Source organism: Pseudomonas sp. B21-048 (genome assembly GCF_024748615.1).
Taxonomy (GTDB): Bacteria; Pseudomonadota; Gammaproteobacteria; order Pseudomonadales; family Pseudomonadaceae; genus Aquipseudomonas.
The window spans coordinates 1,062,571-1,080,111 of sequence record NZ_CP087168.1 but is presented as its reverse complement, the minus strand read 5'-3'; the positions used below and the strand labels follow the sequence as shown (position 1 = coordinate 1,080,111).

General features: G+C 58.6%; 16 protein-coding genes. 3 read left to right on the top strand and 13 right to left on the bottom strand.

What is annotated here, in order from left to right:
- Positions 1 to 14: 14 nt before the first annotated feature.
- Entirely contained in the window at positions 15 to 1,439 is a 1,425-nt protein-coding gene (locus tag LOY56_RS04835; protein ID WP_258620257.1) for a gamma-aminobutyraldehyde dehydrogenase, read from the top strand.
- 134 nt (positions 1,440 to 1,573) lie between these two features.
- Here LOY56_RS04835 and LOY56_RS04830 read toward each other — a convergent pair whose 3' ends face one another.
- From LOY56_RS04830 to LOY56_RS04820, 3 genes are all read right to left on the bottom strand, one after another.
- Positions 1,574 to 1,975 carry a type II toxin-antitoxin system VapC family toxin gene (locus tag LOY56_RS04830; RefSeq protein WP_258620255.1) on the bottom strand — a complete coding sequence of 134 codons (402 nt, stop codon included), beginning with the start codon at positions 1,973 to 1,975 and terminating at the stop codon, positions 1,574 to 1,576.
- On the bottom strand, positions 1,975 to 2,220 hold the full coding sequence (locus LOY56_RS04825) for an AbrB/MazE/SpoVT family DNA-binding domain-containing protein (RefSeq protein WP_030131147.1): 246 nt from the start codon (positions 2,218 to 2,220) through the stop codon (positions 1,975 to 1,977). The genes LOY56_RS04830 and LOY56_RS04825 overlap by 1 nt, the downstream gene beginning before the upstream one ends.
- A gap of 142 nt (positions 2,221 to 2,362) precedes the next feature.
- Entirely contained in the window at positions 2,363 to 2,548 is a 186-nt protein-coding gene (locus LOY56_RS04820; RefSeq protein ID WP_123360676.1) for a hypothetical protein, read from the bottom strand.
- Positions 2,549 to 2,957: 409 nt separating this feature from the next.
- Here LOY56_RS04820 and LOY56_RS04815 point away from each other — a divergent pair, with 409 nt between their 5' ends.
- On the top strand, positions 2,958 to 4,583 hold the full coding sequence (locus LOY56_RS04815) for a glucan biosynthesis protein D (protein ID WP_258620252.1): 1,626 nt from the start codon (positions 2,958 to 2,960) through the stop codon (positions 4,581 to 4,583).
- A 114-nt stretch (positions 4,584 to 4,697) separates the two neighbouring features.
- On the opposite strand, the gene LOY56_RS04810 is transcribed toward LOY56_RS04815, so the two are convergent.
- From LOY56_RS04810 to LOY56_RS04800, 3 genes are all read right to left on the bottom strand, one after another.
- Entirely contained in the window at positions 4,698 to 5,804 is a 1,107-nt protein-coding gene (locus tag LOY56_RS04810; protein ID WP_258620251.1) for an NADH:flavin oxidoreductase/NADH oxidase, read from the bottom strand.
- Positions 5,805 to 6,087: 283 nt separating this feature from the next.
- Positions 6,088 to 7,797, bottom strand: a complete 1,710-nt coding sequence (gene recJ / locus LOY56_RS04805) for a single-stranded-DNA-specific exonuclease RecJ (RefSeq protein WP_258620250.1) — start codon at positions 7,795 to 7,797, stop codon at positions 6,088 to 6,090.
- Positions 7,798 to 7,863: 66 nt separating this feature from the next.
- A complete protein-coding gene (locus LOY56_RS04800; protein WP_007897614.1) occupies positions 7,864 to 8,406 on the bottom strand; it encodes a YaeQ family protein in 543 nt (180 codons plus the stop codon).
- 147 nt (positions 8,407 to 8,553) lie between these two features.
- Here LOY56_RS04800 and LOY56_RS04795 point away from each other — a divergent pair, with 147 nt between their 5' ends.
- Positions 8,554 to 9,753 (top strand): CaiB/BaiF CoA-transferase family protein, encoded by a 1,200-nt coding sequence (locus tag LOY56_RS04795; RefSeq protein WP_258620245.1) that lies wholly within the window; start codon positions 8,554 to 8,556, stop codon positions 9,751 to 9,753.
- Between the two features lie 199 nt (positions 9,754 to 9,952).
- Here LOY56_RS04795 and LOY56_RS04790 read toward each other — a convergent pair whose 3' ends face one another.
- The 7 genes from LOY56_RS04790 to LOY56_RS04760 all read right to left on the bottom strand — a co-directional run bounded on the left by LOY56_RS04790 (position 9,953) and on the right by LOY56_RS04760 (position 17,429).
- Positions 9,953 to 10,240 carry a DUF3509 domain-containing protein gene (locus LOY56_RS04790; protein ID WP_258620243.1) on the bottom strand — a complete coding sequence of 96 codons (288 nt, stop codon included), beginning with the start codon at positions 10,238 to 10,240 and terminating at the stop codon, positions 9,953 to 9,955.
- 235 nt (positions 10,241 to 10,475) lie between these two features.
- Positions 10,476 to 11,831 carry a transporter substrate-binding domain-containing protein gene (locus tag LOY56_RS04785; protein ID WP_258620242.1) on the bottom strand — a complete coding sequence of 452 codons (1,356 nt, stop codon included), beginning with the start codon at positions 11,829 to 11,831 and terminating at the stop codon, positions 10,476 to 10,478.
- 133 nt (positions 11,832 to 11,964) lie between these two features.
- Entirely contained in the window at positions 11,965 to 13,374 is a 1,410-nt protein-coding gene (gene thrC / locus LOY56_RS04780) for a threonine synthase (RefSeq protein WP_038979090.1), read from the bottom strand.
- A gap of 104 nt (positions 13,375 to 13,478) precedes the next feature.
- Positions 13,479 to 14,783 carry a homoserine dehydrogenase gene (locus LOY56_RS04775; protein WP_052964768.1) on the bottom strand — a complete coding sequence of 435 codons (1,305 nt, stop codon included), beginning with the start codon at positions 14,781 to 14,783 and terminating at the stop codon, positions 13,479 to 13,481.
- A 133-nt stretch (positions 14,784 to 14,916) separates the two neighbouring features.
- The gene (gene dsbC, locus LOY56_RS04770) at positions 14,917 to 15,648 is read right to left on the bottom strand and encodes a bifunctional protein-disulfide isomerase/oxidoreductase DsbC (protein WP_258620238.1); all 732 of its coding nucleotides are present in this window, start codon (positions 15,646 to 15,648) and stop codon (positions 14,917 to 14,919) included.
- A gap of 199 nt (positions 15,649 to 15,847) precedes the next feature.
- On the bottom strand, positions 15,848 to 16,744 hold the full coding sequence (gene xerD, locus LOY56_RS04765) for a site-specific tyrosine recombinase XerD (protein ID WP_258620237.1): 897 nt from the start codon (positions 16,742 to 16,744) through the stop codon (positions 15,848 to 15,850).
- A gap of 133 nt (positions 16,745 to 16,877) precedes the next feature.
- On the bottom strand, positions 16,878 to 17,429 hold the full coding sequence (locus LOY56_RS04760; protein ID WP_123498043.1) for a glycine zipper 2TM domain-containing protein: 552 nt from the start codon (positions 17,427 to 17,429) through the stop codon (positions 16,878 to 16,880).
- Positions 17,430 to 17,541 lie beyond the last annotated feature (112 nt).

Here is a 17,541-nt window from a genome sequence, read left to right as displayed (position 1 = left end):
CGGAGGACATAGCCATGCAAACCAAACTCTTGATCAACGGCCAACTCGTCAATGGCGACGGCCCCGCCCAAGCCGTGTTCAACCCAGCCCTCGGCCGTGTACTGGTGGAAATCAACGAAGCCAGCGAAGCCCAGGTCGATGCCGCCGTGCGAGCCGCCGATACCGCCTTCGAAACCTGGTCGCAAACCACGCCGAAAGAGCGCTCGCTACTGCTGCTCAAACTTGCCGACATCATCGAAGCCCATGGCGAAGAGCTGGCCAAACTGGAATCGGATAACTGCGGCAAACCTTACAATGCCGCATTGAACGACGAGATCCCGGCGATTGCCGACGTGTTCCGTTTCTTCGCCGGCGCCAGCCGTTGCATGAGCGGTGCGATGGGCGGTGAATACCTGCCCGGCCACACCTCGATGATCCGCCGCGACCCGGTGGGCGTGGTTGCCTCCATCGCGCCGTGGAACTACCCGCTGATGATGGTCGCCTGGAAAATCGCCCCGGCCCTGGCCGCCGGTAATACCGTGGTGCTCAAGCCGTCGGAACAAACCCCGCTGACCGCCCTGCGCCTGGCAGAACTGGCGTCGGACATCTTCCCGGCGGGCGTGCTTAACCTGGTGTTCGGTCGTGGTCCTACGGTCGGCAGCTTATTGGTTACACATCCGAAAGTGCGCATGGTGTCCCTGACCGGCTCGATCGCCACTGGCTCGAACATCATTTCCAGCGCCGCCAACAGCATCAAACGCATGCACATGGAACTGGGCGGCAAGGCGCCGGTGATCATCTTCGACGATGCCGACATCGATGCCGCCGTGGAAGGCATTCGCACCTTCGGTTTCTACAACGCTGGTCAGGATTGCACCGCTGCCTGCCGCATTTACGCGCAGGCGGGCATCTACGACCAATTCGTCGAGAAGCTCGGTGCGGCCGTCAGCAGTATCAAGTACGGCTTGCAGGACGATCCATCGACGGAGCTTGGCCCGTTGATCAGCGCACAACATCGCGACCGCGTGACCGCGCTGGTCGAACGTGCCACGGCGCAACCGCACATTCGTTTGATCACTGGCGGTAAAGCGGTGGAAGGCAACGGCTTCTTCTTTGAGCCGACGGTGCTGGCCGACGTGCAACAGGACGACGAGATCGTGCGCCGCGAAGTGTTCGGACCGGTAGTGTCGGTCACCCAGTTCACCGATGAAGCGCAAGCACTGGCCTGGGCCAACGATTCAGACTACGGCTTGGCGTCATCGGTCTGGACCACGGACGTCGGCCGCGCGCATCGGCTGTCTGCTCGTTTGCAGTACGGCTGCACGTGGGTGAACACCCACTTCATGCTAGTCAGCGAAATGCCTCACGGCGGTCAGAAACTGTCCGGTTATGGAAAAGACATGTCGATGTATGGGCTGGAGGACTACACCGTGGTGCGACATGTGATGTTCAAGCATTAAAAGCTTCGCGGGCAAGTCGGACCGCCGCATCGCTCTCTCCTACAGGAACTGCGTTCAACCTGTGGGAGCGTGCGATGCGACGACCCGACTTGCCCGCGATGCACCGCATGTTTATCCGTGGAAACACAGAGCTCTCAGACCGGCACTATCAACTCAACCGATGGAAAATAGCTACGGTAGCGCTTGGCATCCCGCGTCAATAACGGCAACTTTTTCACAGCAGCATGAGCCCCGATGAGAAAATCCGCCAAAACATTATTTTTCCCACCACCCACTTTACGGTAACGAACGAAAGCCTTTCCTGCCAAAAACAAAGCGGGGCGCGGGACTTCTTGCACCGCAAGACCAAGCTGAGTGACGACATCATCCAACGCCTCGAAACTGGAAAATGTCTGTGACAGTTCGGCGTAAATAATCGGATTGATGGCCAATTCATGGATCTGGGATTGGGCGCGAAGCTGTTGTATGGACCAATCAGCCCAGACAGGCTCGTCCTCCAAGACATCAATCAACACGTTCGTGTCGACCAATATCATCAGTCGTCACCCCGTAATAGCGCCATCAAATCGTCAGTTCGCCATTTTATATCCGCCTTTCCACGCACGGCTTCGAAGCGGTCGATTGTGACTGCCTTACCCATTTTGGGTTTACCGCTGTGCAGTACCACTTCACCTTGCGCGTTGACACTGAACTCAATTGCCGCACCTGGCTTCAGATGCAATGCGTCACGAATAGGCTTGGGAATGGTGACTTGCCCTTTACTGGTCATGGTCGTCGTCATGATGATCTCCTGAAGTATTACTCTATAGGCAAACGTAATACTTAGCGTGCGAGCCTGCAACCGCCACTCATCGTAGGCAAGTTCTCTTCGTTCTGAAGGATCCGACCACGACCACGCTGTCATGGCCGAATCCTTCACCTCCTCAAAACCGCGAAACACTGCGCATCGCATCCACCAGATACCGCATCGCAATCCGGTCACTCTCCGACAGCTCGCGATACCGCTCCACCAACTTCAACTCCTCCGAACTGAGCCGACGCCTTCGCCGACCGATGGCCAGGCAAGGGAAAATTCCTAATATTTCAGTGATGCCTTGTACTTTCGACATGGACGATGTCCTTCTATACGTCAGAGAAAACTGCAAAACCGCATCGCCCTATCACTTTCAGCGGTCACCTAGTGCCTGCTGAACCCACCGGCCTGAAGGGCCGAAACCGGTCATGCCCATAGAATAGAAATTAAATCGGCGCTGAAAAGAGGTTTTAGAGTAATTAGTCGAAAAAAGCAGATATGCCCTATAAATCAGAACGTGCTGTGAGAAACGTTACCCTACATGCCGTGTTTCATTGCCGCGCTGTCGTGGTGCCATTAACCAATTTTGCTCTGCAACCGAACGGTTTAAAGTATTTGGCATCTCTTTAAGGTCCGTTGCGTTTGGCCAAGGCATGTCCGAACCGTTATTTCTGATCCAGCACGTGCCAGGAACGGCGCGGGATTGTTCACGACAGGTTGTACTTATGCACCGCAGGAATTTGCTCAAAGCCTCCATGGCCATCGCGGCTTACACCGGTCTTTCGGCCACCGGCTTATTGGCGACACACACCTGGGCTGGCAGCAGCACCGCTGATGGCGACGCTGTGGCGTTTGACTTCGAAGCGCTGAAGAACCAGGCCAAACAGCTCGCCGGCAAGCCGTATCAGGACACCAAACAGGTGCTGCCGCCAACGCTGGCGACCATGACGCCACAGAACTTCAATGCGATCCGCTACGACGGCAATCACTCGCTGTGGAAGGACCTGAAAGGTCTGCTGGACGTGCAGTTTTTCCACGTCGGCATGGGTTTCAAGCAACCGGTGCGCATGTACAGCGTCGATCCCAAGACTCGACTGGCGCGCGAGGTGCATTTCCGCCCGTCGCTGTTCAACTACGAAAAAACCACCGTCGACACTAAGCAGCTCAAAGGCGATCTGGGTTTCGCCGGGTTCAAGCTGTTCAAGGCCCCGGAGCTGGATAAGCACGACGTGTTGTCGTTCCTCGGCGCCAGCTATTTCCGCGCGGTGGACGCCACCGGCCAGTACGGTTTGTCAGCCCGCGGCCTGGCGATCGACACCTACGCCAAGAAGCGCGAAGAATTCCCGGACTTCACCAAGTTCTGGTTTGAGACCCCGGACAAGGACAGCACCCGCTTCGTGGTTTATGCCTTGCTCGATTCACCGAGCGCCACCGGTGCCTACCGTTTTGACATCGATTGCCAGGCCGAGCGTGTGGTGATGGAAGTCGACGCCCACGTCAATGCCCGCACCGCCATCGAGCAGTTGGGCATTGCGCCGATGACCAGCATGTTCAGCTGCGGAACCCATGAGCGGCGCATGTGCGACACGATTCACCCGCAAATCCACGACTCCGATCGCCTGGCCATGTGGCGCGGCAATGGCGAGTGGATCTGCCGTCCGCTGAACAACCCAGGCACCCTGCAATTCAATGCCTTTGCCGATACAGATCCGAAAGGCTTTGGTCTGGTGCAGACCGATCACGAGTTCGCCAATTATCAGGACACCGTCGACTGGTACAGTAAGCGCCCGAGTCTGTGGGTAGAACCTACAACCGCGTGGGGCGAAGGCTCTATCGATTTGCTGGAAATTCCTACAACTGGCGAAACCCTGGATAACATCGTCGCGTTCTGGACACCGAAAAAACCGGTCGCGGCCGGGGACTCCCTCAATTACGGCTACAAGCTCTATTGGAGTGCTCTGCCACCGGTGAGCACGCCGCTGGCACGGGTCCACGCGACCCGTTCGGGCATGGGCGGTTTCATTGAAGGCTGGGCGCCGGGCGAGCATTATCCAGAGGTATGGGCGCGACGCTTTGCCGTGGACTTCACCGGCGGCGGTCTGGACCGCCTGCCCGAAGGCGCGGGGATCGAACCAGTGGTGACCTGTTCGAACGGCGAAGTGAAGGGTTTCAATGTGTTGGTACTGGATGACATCAAGGGCTACCGCATTACCTTCGACTGGTACCCGACCAATGACAGCGTGGCGCCGGTGGAGCTGCGGTTGTTCATTCGCACCAATGACCGGACGTTGAGTGAAACCTGGCTGTACCAGTATTTCCCGCCGGCACCGGAGAAGCGTAAATACACCTGAAAGTAAGAGGTTGTCTGGGCGGTCCCCTTCGCGGGCAGACAACAAACATCTCAGCACAGAAACGCAAAAAGCCCCGGTCAACACGACCGGGGCTTTTTGGTTTTACAGCAGCATTCAATCACGCAAATCCGATTCATGAATCGGCTGGTCACGATGGGTGGCTCGCTGGTATTGCGCCGGCCAGATCGCCTTGTGCCCGCCCAAGTCGTCATCGGCATGCAGCGGCCAATACGGATCACGCAACAACTCTCGGGCGAGGAAGATGATGTCGGCCTGACAGGTGCGCAGAATGTGCTCGGCCTGAGCCGGTTCGGTAATCATTCCTACAGTGCCGGTGGCAATGCCTGACTCCTTGCGTACGCGCTCGGCAAAACGCGTCTGATAACCGGGCCCTGTAGGAATCTCGGCGTTTACAGCCGTCCCCCCCGATGAGACATCGATCAGGTCCACGCCCAGGTCTTTGAGGCGTCGCGCCAGCTCCACGGTTTCATCGGGGTTCCAGCCATCCTCCACCCAATCGGTGGCCGACACCCGCACAAACACCGGCAGCTCTTCAGGCCACACGGCCCGCACCGCTTCGGTGACTTGCAGTACCAGCCGAATCCGATTCTCGAACGAACCACCATACAGATCGCGCCGCTGATTGCTCAGGGGTGAAAGAAATTGGTGCAACAGGTAACCGTGGGCGGCGTGTACTTCGACCACTTGGAAACCGGCGGTCAGCGCCCGTTTGGCCGAATCGACGAAGGCCTGAATGACGTCAGCGATCTCGCCCTCATCGAGTTGCTTGGGTGGTGTGTGCTGGGGGTCGAAAGCGATCGGCGAAGGGCCGACCGGGATCCAGCCACCGTCCTCCGGCTTGACGCTGCCATGCTTGCCGAGCCACGGTCGATGCGTGCTGGCCTTGCGCCCGGCATGGGCCAATTGAATGCCGGCAACGGCGCCCTGTGCAGCAATAAAGCGGGTAATACGTTGCAAGGGCTCAATCTGCTCATCGTTCCACAGACCAAGATCCTGGGCGGTGATGCGCCCGTCGGCGGTGATCGCCGTGGCTTCGGTAAATACCAGCCCCGCCCCGCCGATGGCACGGCTACCGAGGTGGACCAGATGCCAGTCATTGGCCAGCCCATCCACGCTGGAATACTGGCACATCGGTGATACCGCAATGCGGTTAAGCAAGGTCAATTGACGAAGGGTATAGGGTTCAAGCAGCAGACTCATGGGGCACCTCTCGAATCAGTGGGCAGGCTCCAGGGTTCTGTTTGAATAGTCGACGAGTGACAGGAAAAAGATGCAGCACCCGCCCCCGCGGGCAAAAAATTCGACAAGACGTCACAAGGATAATCAAGCAGTGCTTAGAGCCTAGTCGACATCGGGGGATGAGGGAGGGTTCGGAGAGATTCGGTGTGACGAAAATAGCTTTCGCGGGCAAGCCTCGCTCCTACGGATCACCGATACCCTGTAGGAGCGAGCGGTGCGGCGATCCGACTTGCCCGCGAAGGATTCAACGCGGTTCGATGTGGGCAATCATCAACTGAACGGTCTCGTTCCCACGGAACTCATTGAGGTCGAGTTTGTAGGCCAATTCAACCCACTTGATGGTCGGATTCGGCCAGATATCACGGTCGATACCGAAGGCAATGCCGTCGAGCTTCACCGAACCACATTCACTCTTCAGCACTACTTTGAGGTGCCGCTCACCCACGACGCGTTGCTCAACTAACTGGAACACCCCATGAAACAGCGGCTCCGGAAAGTGTTGCCCCCAAGGCCCGGCGTGGCGCAGGGCGCGGGCCAGTTCCAGGTGAAACTCTTCGACCGCCAACGTGCCGTCTGACAACAGGCGCCCGGTCAGGTCTTCTTCGCGCATTTGCCTACGCACTTCAGCGTCGAAGGCTTCGGCGAATAACGGAAAATTCGCTTCTGGCAAGGTCAGACCGGCCGCCATGGCGTGGCCGCCGTATTTGCTGATCAGGTTAGGATGCTGCGCCGCGACCACGCTCAAGGCATCGCGAATGTGAAAACCCTGAACCGAACGCCCCGAGCCCTTGAGCAGGCCATTGCCGGCATCGGCAAAGGCAATAGTCGGACGGAAATAGCGCTCTTTCATACGCGAGGCGAGGATACCGATGACGCCCTGGTGCCACTCGGGATCGAACAGGCACAGGCCGAATGGCATCGATTCCACCGGTAAATCCTTGAGCTGGGCCAGCGCCTCACGCTGCATGCCCTGCTCGATGGATTTACGGTCCTGGTTCATGCCATCCAGCTGAATGGCCATCTCACGGGCAGCGCCCGCGTCTTCGGTGAGCAGGCATTCGATACCCAGGCTCATGTCATCCAGACGCCCCGCCGCGTTCAGACGTGGGCCGAGGATGAAGCCCAGGTCGGTGGAGGTGATGCGCGAATGGTCGCGCTTGGCCACTTCAAGGATCGCCTTGATTCCCGGCCGCGCGCGCCCGGCGCGAATCCGCTCCAGGCCCTGATGCACCAGAATCCGGTTGTTGGCATCCAGCGGCACCACGTCGGCGACGCTGCCCAGCGCCACCAGGTCCAGCAGTTCGCCAATGTTCGGCTGCGGCTTGCTCTCATACCAACCCAGGCTGCGCAAGCGCGCGCGCAGGGCCATCAGCACATAGAAGATCACCCCGACACCGGCCAAAGCTTTGCTCGGAAACTCGCAACCCGGCTGGTTCGGATTGACGATAGCATCGGCCAACGGCAGTTCATCGCCGGGCAAGTGGTGATCGGTGACCAGCACCTTGAGCCCGGCCTTTTTCGCCGCCGCCACGCCTTCGACGCTGGAGATGCCGTTGTCCACAGTGATCAGCAGGTGCGGCTCGCGGGTCAGCGCCACTTCGACGATCTCCGGCGTCAGGCCGTAGCCGTACTCGAACCGGTTCGGCACCAGATAGTCGACATGCGCCGCGCCCAACAGGCGCAACCCCAGCATGCCCACGGTACTGGCCGTCGCACCATCGGCGTCGAAATCGCCGACGATCAGAATCCGCTGACGTTGCTCCAGGGCCGTCACCAGCAAATCCACCGCCGCATCGATGCCTTTGAGCTGCTGGTACGGAATCAGCCGCGCCAGGCTCTTGTCCAGTTCAGCCTCGGACTGCACGCCCCGCGCTGCGTAAAGGCGAGTCAGCAGCGGTGGAATATCACCGAGGAATGGCAGGGTGTCGGGCAACAGGCGAGGTTCGATGCGCATGGGGTGACAGGTGCTTCTCTTGAATACGTAGGATAAAACCGGGTAACGCGGTTCAGTGGCGAATAATCAGCCGCGTTCGCCACTCAGCCATTGCAACTGGACTTCGTGCTGACCACGGTCGTCGGTGACGAAAATCGTTCCTTCACTGATCATCACATCCCACTTGATAACGCGCGGCATGTCCTTGGCCAGGGTTTCCAGCACTTCCTGAGGCACAGCGGCGATGTGAACGTTTTTGAGGTTTTTGATCGCCGGGATCACTTTGGTTTCCCAGACACGCAGGCTGCCGTAGGCCAGCAGGCTGGTGCGCTCGGTGCGGCGCGAGCACCAGGTCAGGCGATCGGCGTCTGGCTGGCCGACTTCGATCCAGTGCAGGACACGATCATCCAGGCTTTTTTCCCACAGCGCCGGTTCATCCACGTCTGACAGACCGCGACCGAAGGACAGCTGCTCGTTGTACCAGAAGGCGTAGGCCAGCAGCCGCACGGTCATGCGCTCTTCGGTTTCCGAAGGGTGACGGGCGATGGTCTGCTTCACGCTCTCGTAGACGCTGCGGTCAAGGTCGGTGAGGTTCAGTTCAAACTTGTAGGTCGTGGACGGCTGGGCCATGAACGGGCTTCTTGATACGAGGAAAGGCGGCAAGTCTAACCGATGCAACAAGCAATCAACGAATTGAAGGCGATCAACTTTGGGCTATGGACGTCGGCCTATGTTAAAACTCTGCATCCGCTCAGCCTTTGTCCTACAGGATTCAGCATGCCGTTCTCCAACAAACCGCTCTCCGGTCTGAAAGTCATCGAATTGGGTACGTTGATTGCCGGGCCGTTTGCCTCGCGTATTTGCGGCGAGTTCGGCGCCGAAGTGATCAAGATCGAGTCACCGGACGGCGGTGATCCGTTGCGCAAATGGCGCAAACTGTACGAAGGCACTTCGCTGTGGTGGTTCGTTCAGGCGCGTAACAAGAAGTCTCTGACCCTGAACCTGAAACACCCGGACGGCCTGGCGATACTGAAACAGCTGCTCAGCGAAGCAGACATCCTGATCGAGAATTTTCGCCCCGGCGTGCTGGAAAAGCTCGGCCTGGGCTGGGAAGTCTTACACGCACTGAACCCGAAACTGGTGATGGTGCGGCTCTCGGGCTTTGGCCAGACCGGGCCGATGAAAGATCAGCCCGGCTTCGGCGCGGTCGGTGAATCCATGGGCGGCCTGCGCTACATCACCGGCTTCGAGGACCGGCCGCCGGTGCGCACCGGGATTTCCATTGGCGACTCGATTGCCGCGCTCTGGGGCGTGATTGGCGCGCTGATGGCCTTGCGTCATCGCGAGGTCAACGGCGGCTTGGGACAAGTGGTGGATGTGGCGCTGTACGAAGCGATCTTCGCCATGATGGAAAGCATGGTCCCGGAGTTCGATGTGTTCGGCTTCATCCGCGAACGCACCGGCAACATCATGCCGGGTATCACGCCCTCCTCCATCCACACCAGCGCCGACGGCAAACACGTGCAGATCGGCGCCAATGGCGATGCGATCTTCAAGCGTTTCATGCTGATCATCGGTCGCGAAGACCTGGCCAATGATCCTGTGCTGGCCAGCAACGACGGACGCGACAGCCGTCGCGACGAGATTTATGGGGTGATCGATCGCTGGGTCAACTCACTGCCGCTGGACACGGTGATCGAACGACTGAACCAGGCCGACGTTCCCGCCAGCCGGATCTTCAGTGCCGAAGACATGTTCAGCGATCCGCAGTACCTGGCCCGGGAAATGTTCCTACAAGCCAAGCTGCCCGACGGCAAGGACTTCAAGATGCCCGGCATTGTGCCAAAACTCTCTGAAACACCCGGCAGCTCCGAATGGGTCGGGCCACAGTTGGGCGAACACAATGCCCAGGTCCTCCACGATCTGGGCTACGACCCGGCACAGATCGCGCGGCTGCGTGAAGACGGGGCCATCTAAGCTGAATCGACTGCTTTCATTAGCAATGACAAATCGCAGGCAAAAAGAAACCCCGAGAAGTGGGGAGTCAACTCGGGGTTAAACGTGGCCTGAATAAAGGCCAGTGACAACAAGCTACAAGCACCGGAGCACAATGCTTGATCCTGCTGTTACATGGTCTGACTGACCTTGGCGCAGGAAGGTTCCCACAAAAAGCAATTCAATTTCGGCTGGCCAGGATCTTGTCTTGAGCAGCATTGCGCAACGCCGCAATGACACAGGGCTCCAGACGTCCTTCAGCGATCAGCACGTCGCGGTGCAGCCCATCGGCGACATCGGTCAGTAGACGTTTATCGGATAACTGGGCTTGATTGAACAGCCGTTCGATCACAATAGTGCCGCTCGCACTCTTCAGCGTCACCAGGCATTCGCCTTGGGCACCCGACGGGGTCAACGTAACCTGATACGGGCTCAGAGCCTCACCGAGTAATAAACTGATACGTTCCATCTCGATCACCACTCAATAGTCCGAAACAAAGTGCCTGGGACGTGTCCACATCACATGCCCCAAGCCCGAGAAGAAAGCTCTGGATTCCAACGGCAGGCGCACCGGCGCCTCTGGTAGATAGAGCATGCACGGTAAAGATGACAGCAAAAAAACAGCTGATTCGCGCTTAATGCCAGCCAGTGAAGAAAGGACGCCACAGGTCTTGGCCTTCACTTGACTGACAGGCATTGCCCATTCACATCTGCCTTGTACGCTTGCCGATATCGCTCCATCCGCCCAGCAGTCCTCGCAATTGACCGTCTGCACTGTAAAATGGCACCGTCCACTGGTAGATGTCCCTGACGCCATCCTTGAATGTCAACTGACGTTCGCTGAAGCGGGTTTTGCGAGTACCTAGCTGGGCCATGAACTCGGCGTGCAGCTGTTCGGCAGTCTCTTTGGGCAAAACGTCGAGTTCAATCAGTTGTCGCCCCTGAACCTGGTCGAAACGGGTCGACAAGCGCTCCTCATAACTTTTGTTGCACATGATCAAACGCCCTTCCAGATCACGCACGAACATCGGATCGGGCATGGCGTCTATCAACGCGTGCTGGAATGCGAGCTGGTCATTGAGGTCTTTCTCGGCGTCCCGCCGTTGCTTGATCAGTGCAGCGAGCCGACGGTTCCAAAGCAATGAGAGCAAGCCGAACAGACTAACGACGAACATGCTCCAGCAACCCCACTGGGTTATCCGCTGCCAGGCCGAGGGCGCGTGTACCGGTGCAATTCCGTTCAGCCATTGCAGCCGTATGGCGCGTAACTCGGCGGGTGGAAATGCCTCCAGCGCCTTGTTGAGGATGCTCAATAACTGCGGCTGTCCTTTGCGGACAGCCAAATGATCAGCCTCCCATTTGCCTTCCACTGCATGCCCTACCTTGAGCCGGCCCAAGGGATAGAGCTGCGCTCCGATTTCGTTTTCAATGGTGGCGTAGGCCTCGCCACTTTCCACCAGCGCTCGGGCTTCAGCGTAGGTTTTGACCGAGCGCAGCTCGATCGCCGGGTAGTCACGACGAATTACACCCTCCAGGGCGTGCCGGGTCGGCAGCACCAGGACTCTTTTCGAAAGCTGTTCCAGGGACTGTAACGCTGGCGTACCTGCCAGCCCCACGAGCACCCAGCCCGCCCCGCCGAACGCATGACTGAAATCCAGAAACACCTTGCGCTCGTCATTCATTGCCAGCGTCGTACTCATGTCCGCCGCGCCGCTTTCCAGTCGCTCCAGCAGTTGGTCGGTGGAAAACGACTCTTCATGGACGAACCGCAACCCTGTCATGGCGCTGATGCGGTTGAGCACATCGTTGTTCAAACCGCTCCAGTGACCGTGCTCATCCTTGAACAGATACAGCGGGTACTGCGCCGACGCCACGATAACCATCGGATGTTCAGCGATCCATTGCCGCTCCTGAGCGTCCAGCTCAATGCGTGCGACGGTGGCAGACTCCCGGGATTCATGTGTCGCCAATTGTGCGGCCTTTACCCATTGCCCAAAGCCCAGGGCGCCCAGCAAAAACATCCAGCATATGGCTGGTTTAAACCCTCTAAAAAACAGCATTGCCACTTCCTTGGTGATCGTCTCGCCCGTCCTTCATGGGCGGCTCTTCTTTTACGAAACCCGACAAGTGTGGCATGCAGAAATGAGAAAGCCCGTCAGGAGACGGGCTTCAAAATGTGACAGCTTTTACCGGTTACAGCGGCTTGCCGCGGTTGCCATGCTGACTGACAAAGGCCTGCACGGCTTTCAGGTCGTTCGGCAACACGGTGCAACGCTCATCTCGCTCAAACAAATCAGAAAGATGTGCAGGTAGTTCGAGCGCTTTTCCTACACCGGCTTTTTCCACTGCGTCCGGGAATTTGACCGGATGGGCCGTGCCGAGGATCACCATCGGAATATCCAGGCTGCGACGGCATTCGCGCGCGGCCTTCACGCCGATGGCGGTGTGCGGGTCCAGCAGCTCGCCGGTTTGCTCAAAGACTTCAGCAATGGTTTCGCACGTTTGGGCGTCGTCCACGGCCAGCGAATCGAACAGTTTGCGTGCCTCGGTCCAGCGTTCCTCTTCGACGCTAAAACCGCCGCCCTGCTTGAAGGTGTCCATCAAACCGGCAATCGCCGCGCCGTTGCGACCGTGCAGGTCGAACAGCAGGCGTTCGAAGTTCGACGAGACCATGATGTCCATGGACGGCGACAGCGTGGCGTGCAGGGTTTCCTTGACGTACTGATTGCCGCTCATGAAGCGGTGCAGGATGTCGTTGCGGTTGGTGGCGACGATCAACTGGTTGATCGGCAGGCCCATGTTGCGCGCCAGGTAACCGGCGAAGATATCGCCAAAGTTGCCGGTCGGCACCGAGAACGACACCGAACGCGCCGGGCCGCCCAGTTGCAGGGCTGCGTGGAAGTAGTAAACGATCTGGGCCATGATCCGCGCCCAGTTGATCGAGTTAACCGCCACCAGGCGTGTGCCCTTGAGGAAGCTCTGGTCGGCGAAGCTGGCCTTGACCATTTCCTGGCAGTCATCGAAGTTGCCTTCGATGGCGATGTTATGGATGTTCTCGCCGAAGATGGTGGTCATCTGGCGACGCTGCACTTCGGACACACGGTTGTGCGGGTGCAGGATGAAGATGTCGACGTTTTCGCAGTGCTTGCAACCTTCGATTGCCGCCGAACCGGTGTCGCCGGAGGTAGCGCCAACAATCACCACGCGCTCGCCACGCTTTTCCAGCACGTAGTCGAGCAGACGACCCAGCAGTTGCAGGGCGAAGTCCTTGAACGCCAGGGTTGGGCCGTGAAACAGCTCCAGTACCCATTCGTTGCCATTCAGCTGACGCAGTGGTGCCACGGCGTTGTGGGAAAACACGCCGTACGTTTCTTCAAGAATTTTTTTGAAATCGGCATCCGGAATACTGCCGGTGACGAACGGGCGCATCACCCGGAAGGCCAGCTCGTGATACGGCAGGCCGGCCCAGGATGCGATTTCTTCCTGGGTGAAACGTGGCAGGTTTTCCGGGACGTACAGACCGCCGTCGGTGGCGAGACCGGCCAGCAGGACATCTTCGAAATTCAGGGCCGGTGCCTGGCCGCGGGTACTGATATAACGCATAGGGGCAAACCTTTGGTTTGAGCTTCGAGCCACAAGCTACAAGCTGCAAGTAAAGGCCGAACTGCCGTTGACTTGCCGCTTGAAGCTTGCCACTTGCTGCTGTGTTAATTCAAATGTTCGACACGGATCCGTACGACCGGGCCGACCACGCCTTCCAAGGCCTCCAGGGCGGTGATCGCGTCGTTCATGTGCTGCTCCAGCACACGGTGCGTCAGCAGGATCATTGGCACCAGACCGTCATGCTCCTCGACTTCTTTCTGCATGATCGATTCGATGTTGATGCCGCGCTCCGACAGGATGCTCGCCACCTGAGCCAACACGCCCGGATGGTCCTTGGCCTGAATGCGCAGGTAGTACGCGCTTTCGCAGGCTTCGATCGGCAGAATCGGATGGGCCGACAGCGAATCCGGCTGGAAAGCCAGGTGCGGCACACGGTTTTCCGGGTCGGAAGTCATGGCGCGAACCACGTCCACCAGGTCAGCGATCACCGACGAAGCGGTCGGCTCCATGCCGGCGCCGGCGCCGTAGAACAGCGTCGAACCGGCAGCATCGCCGTTGACCATCACCGCGTTCATCACGCCGTTGACGTTGGCGATCAAGCGATCGGCCGGGATCAGCGTCGGGTGCACACGCAGCTCGATACCGGCCGCGGTGCTGCGCGCCACGCCCAGGTGCTTGATGCGATAGCCCAGCGCTTCGGCGTAATTCACGTCAGCGGTGGTCAGTTTGGTGATGCCTTCGGTGTAAGCCTTATCGAATTGCAGCGGAATGCCGAACGCGATGGACGCCAGGATCGTCAGCTTGTGGGCCGCGTCGATGCCTTCGACGTCGAAGGTCGGATCGGCTTCGGCGTAACCCAGGGCTTGCGCCTCGGCGAGTACGTCTTCGAAGGTGCGACCCTTCTCACGCATTTCGGTGAGGATGAAGTTACCGGTGCCGTTGATGATACCGGCCACCCAGTTGATGCGGTTGGCGGACAAACCTTCACGGATCGCTTTGATCACCGGGATGCCGCCGGCCACGGCCGCTTCGAACGCAACGATCACGCCCTTCTCGCGAGCCTTGGCGAAAATTTCATTACCGTGAACGGCGATCAGTGCCTTGTTCGCGGTGACCACATGCTTGCCATTCTCGATGGCCTTGAGTACCAGCTCGCGGGCAACGGTGTAGCCGCCCATCAGCTCTATAACGATGTCGATCTCAGGGTTCGTGGCCACTTCGAAGACATCGTTGGTAATCGCAATACCGGTCGTCTGGAACTGAGGCTTTGGCGTGCGCATGGCAATTTGTGCCACTTCGATTCCACGCCCGGCACGACGAGCAATTTCCTCGGCGTTGCGCTGAAGTACGTTGAAGGTACCGCCACCGACGGTCCCTAACCCACAGATGCCTACTTTGACCGGTTTCACTGTGAACTCCCCATAAAACGGCCGACTCAAGGCCGGCCGTGAAAACAACCGCATACTCGCGGCTCTCTATTAATGGCCCGACAATATTGCCGCCGAACCATGATCGTCAAAGGCTGACCATGACGATGCGAAATTATTTCGCGCCCAGTGCCAGTTTGGCGACTTGTGGCGCAGGCTGGTAGCCCGGAATGACCTGTCCGTCGGCCAAAACGATGGCCGGTGTACCGTTCACGCCAATCGACTGACCGAGAGCAAACTGCTTGGAAACCGGGTTATCGCACTTGGCGGCCTTGATTTCCTTGCCATCGACCATTTTGTCCATGGCCGCTTTCTTGTCCTTGGAGCACCACACGGCTTGCAGTTGCTCGTCACCCGGCGAGCCCAGGCCCTGGCGCGGGAATGCAACATAACGCACTTCGATACCCAGCTTGTTCAGCTCCGGCACTTCGGCGTGCAGCTTGTGGCAGTACGGGCAGGTAGTGTCGGTGAAGACGGTGATGTGCGACTTGGTTTCGCCGATAGCCGGGTAGACCACGGTTTCAGCCACTGGAATGTTGTTGATCAGCTTGGAAATGCCCAGGCGCTCGGTCTTCTCGGTCAGGTTGACCGGTTTGCCGTCCTTTAGCTGGAACATGTAGCCCTGAACAACGTACTGGCCGTCGGCGCTGGCGTAAAGCACGCGGCTGCCCTTGAGTTTGACTTCGTACAGACCTGGCAGCGGGCTGGCGGTGATGGTTTCGACCGGCACGTCGAGATCGAGGTTTTCCAGGCTTTTACGAATGGCTTTGTCGGCCGCGTCATCGGCGACGGCAAAGGTGCTGACCAACGCAATGGCTGCGGCGGCGAAAATCTGGGTCAGACGCATGAGAACTCCTGAAGGCGGACAAATGGGACGATCAGAACACCCGTACCGAAACACCGGGTCATAACCGCCCATCGTACAAACCGGCAAAGCCTACCACATAAGGCCCCTGTGGCTGAATGCGGGTGACGTGAGACGCTCATCCCCGACTGACACCCATTATTGTGGCGAGGGAGCTTGCTCCCTCGCCACAGGGTTTGCGCTAGCCTCTGGGGTGATGTTTGGCGTGCAGGTCCTGCAAGCGTGCGCGGGCGACGTGAGTATAGATCTGGGTGGTCGAAAGATCGCTGTGGCCGAGCAGCATTTGCACCACTCGAAGGTCGGCACCGTGGTTGAGCAAGTGCGTGGCGAAGGCATGACGCAGGGTGTGCGGCGACAGCGACTTGCCGATACCGGCGACCTTGGCCTGGTGCTTGATGCGATGCCAGAAGGTCTGGCGGGTCATCTGCTCGCCGCGCAGGCTGGGGAACAGCACATCGCTGGGACGCCCGCTCAGCAACTCGCCACGAGCGTCACGCATGTAGCGCTCGACCCAGACAATCGCCTCCTCGCCCATCGGCACCAGCCGCTCCTTGCTGCCCTTGCCCATCACTCGCAGCACGCCCTGGCGCAGGTTGACCTGTTCCAGCGTCAGGCTGATCAGCTCCGTCACCCGCAAACCACAGGCATAAAGCACCTCAAGCATGGCGCGGTCACGCTGACCGATGGCTTCGCTCAAGTCTGGCGCGGCCAACAGCGCGTCTACATCGGCCTCTGACAAGGATTTGGGCAACGGCCTGCCCAGTTGCGGCATATCGATGCGCAAGGTCGGATCGACAGCAATCAGCTTTTCCCGCAGCAAATAGCGATAGAAACCACGCACACCGGAAAGAAACCGCGCCGTAGAACGGGGCTTGTAGTTTTGCGCCAGGCGCCAGGCCAAGTGATCGAGAATCAACTCGCGGCCGGCGCTGATCAGCTCCAGGCCCTTCTCCTGCAACCAGCCGTTGAACAAGGCCAAGTCGCTGCGATAGGCATCGCGGGTGTTATCGGAAAGGCCTTTTTCCAGCCACAGGGCGTCGAGGAACTGGTCTATCAGGGGATGATCGATGGCAGGCATGGAGTCTCAGACAGGCAGGCGTAAGGCCGCGAAAAATAAAGAGTCTTTCATAGCACGTTGGCGGTGAACATAAAATTCAAGCACAAAAAAAGCATCCCTCTCGGGATGCTTCTTTTTGCTTGAGGCGCTCAGCTTATTGTTGAGCCGGTTCGTTTTGCCCCAGGATCAACTTGCCTTCCTTGTCGACCGGAATCTGGTTGCCCGGATCGCGATCCATCCGCACTTTGCCTTCCTTGCCATCCAGCGAATAGCGAACGTCGTAGCCTACAACTTTGTCGCTGATGTCATTCACGGTGTTACAGCGGGTTTGAGTGGTGGTGTAGGTATCACGCTCCTGCATGCCTTCCTGCACCTTGTTGCCCGCATAACCGCCGCCGACCGCACCGGCCACTGTGGCGATTTTCTTGCCTGTACCGCCGCCGATCTGGTTGCCCAACAGGCCACCGGCCAGCGCGCCGACCACCGTACCGGCGATCTGGTGTTGATCTTTTACCGGCGCTTGCCGGGTAACCGTAACGTCCTTGCACACTTCACGTGGAGTCTTGATTTGTGTCTTGACCGGTTCAACGGCCAGCACTTGCGCATACTCAGGGCCGCTTTTAACCAGGTTGTAAGTGGCAACAGCACCCCCGGCAGTGACACCGACAGCACCCAATACCGCACCAACCAGCAACGACTTGTTCACATGAACCTCCTGGCTATTACAGGCGGGACAGACCCGCGCTTCTCCCAGCCTTGGAGCATAAAAAAAGGCGCGAGTTCAATACTCGCGCCTTCTCGGCTTATAGCTGGAAAAG

Excerpts from the sequence above, each read along its gene's own strand:
- LOY56_RS04835 (WP_258620257.1), top strand. The coding sequence starts at position 15 with ATGCAAACCAAACTCTTGATCAACGGCCAACTCGTCAATGGCGACGGC.
- LOY56_RS04830 (WP_258620255.1), bottom strand. The coding sequence starts at position 1,975 with ATGATATTGGTCGACACGAACGTGTTGATTGATGTCTTGGAGGACGAG.
- LOY56_RS04825 (WP_030131147.1), bottom strand. The coding sequence starts at position 2,220 with ATGACGACGACCATGACCAGTAAAGGGCAAGTCACCATTCCCAAGCCT.
- LOY56_RS04820 (WP_123360676.1), bottom strand. The coding sequence starts at position 2,548 with ATGTCGAAAGTACAAGGCATCACTGAAATATTAGGAATTTTCCCTTGC.
- LOY56_RS04815 (WP_258620252.1), top strand. The coding sequence starts at position 2,958 with ATGCACCGCAGGAATTTGCTCAAAGCCTCCATGGCCATCGCGGCTTAC.
- LOY56_RS04810 (WP_258620251.1), bottom strand. The coding sequence starts at position 5,804 with ATGAGTCTGCTGCTTGAACCCTATACCCTTCGTCAATTGACCTTGCTT.
- recJ (WP_258620250.1), bottom strand. The coding sequence starts at position 7,797 with ATGCGCATCGAACCTCGCCTGTTGCCCGACACCCTGCCATTCCTCGGT.
- LOY56_RS04800 (WP_007897614.1), bottom strand. The coding sequence starts at position 8,406 with ATGGCCCAGCCGTCCACGACCTACAAGTTTGAACTGAACCTCACCGAC.
- LOY56_RS04795 (WP_258620245.1), top strand. The coding sequence starts at position 8,554 with ATGCCGTTCTCCAACAAACCGCTCTCCGGTCTGAAAGTCATCGAATTG.
- LOY56_RS04790 (WP_258620243.1), bottom strand. The coding sequence starts at position 10,240 with ATGGAACGTATCAGTTTATTACTCGGTGAGGCTCTGAGCCCGTATCAG.
- LOY56_RS04785 (WP_258620242.1), bottom strand. The coding sequence starts at position 11,831 with ATGCTGTTTTTTAGAGGGTTTAAACCAGCCATATGCTGGATGTTTTTG.
- thrC (WP_038979090.1), bottom strand. The coding sequence starts at position 13,374 with ATGCGTTATATCAGTACCCGCGGCCAGGCACCGGCCCTGAATTTCGAA.
- dsbC (WP_258620238.1), bottom strand. The coding sequence starts at position 15,648 with ATGCGTCTGACCCAGATTTTCGCCGCCGCAGCCATTGCGTTGGTCAGC.
- xerD (WP_258620237.1), bottom strand. The coding sequence starts at position 16,744 with ATGCCTGCCATCGATCATCCCCTGATAGACCAGTTCCTCGACGCCCTG.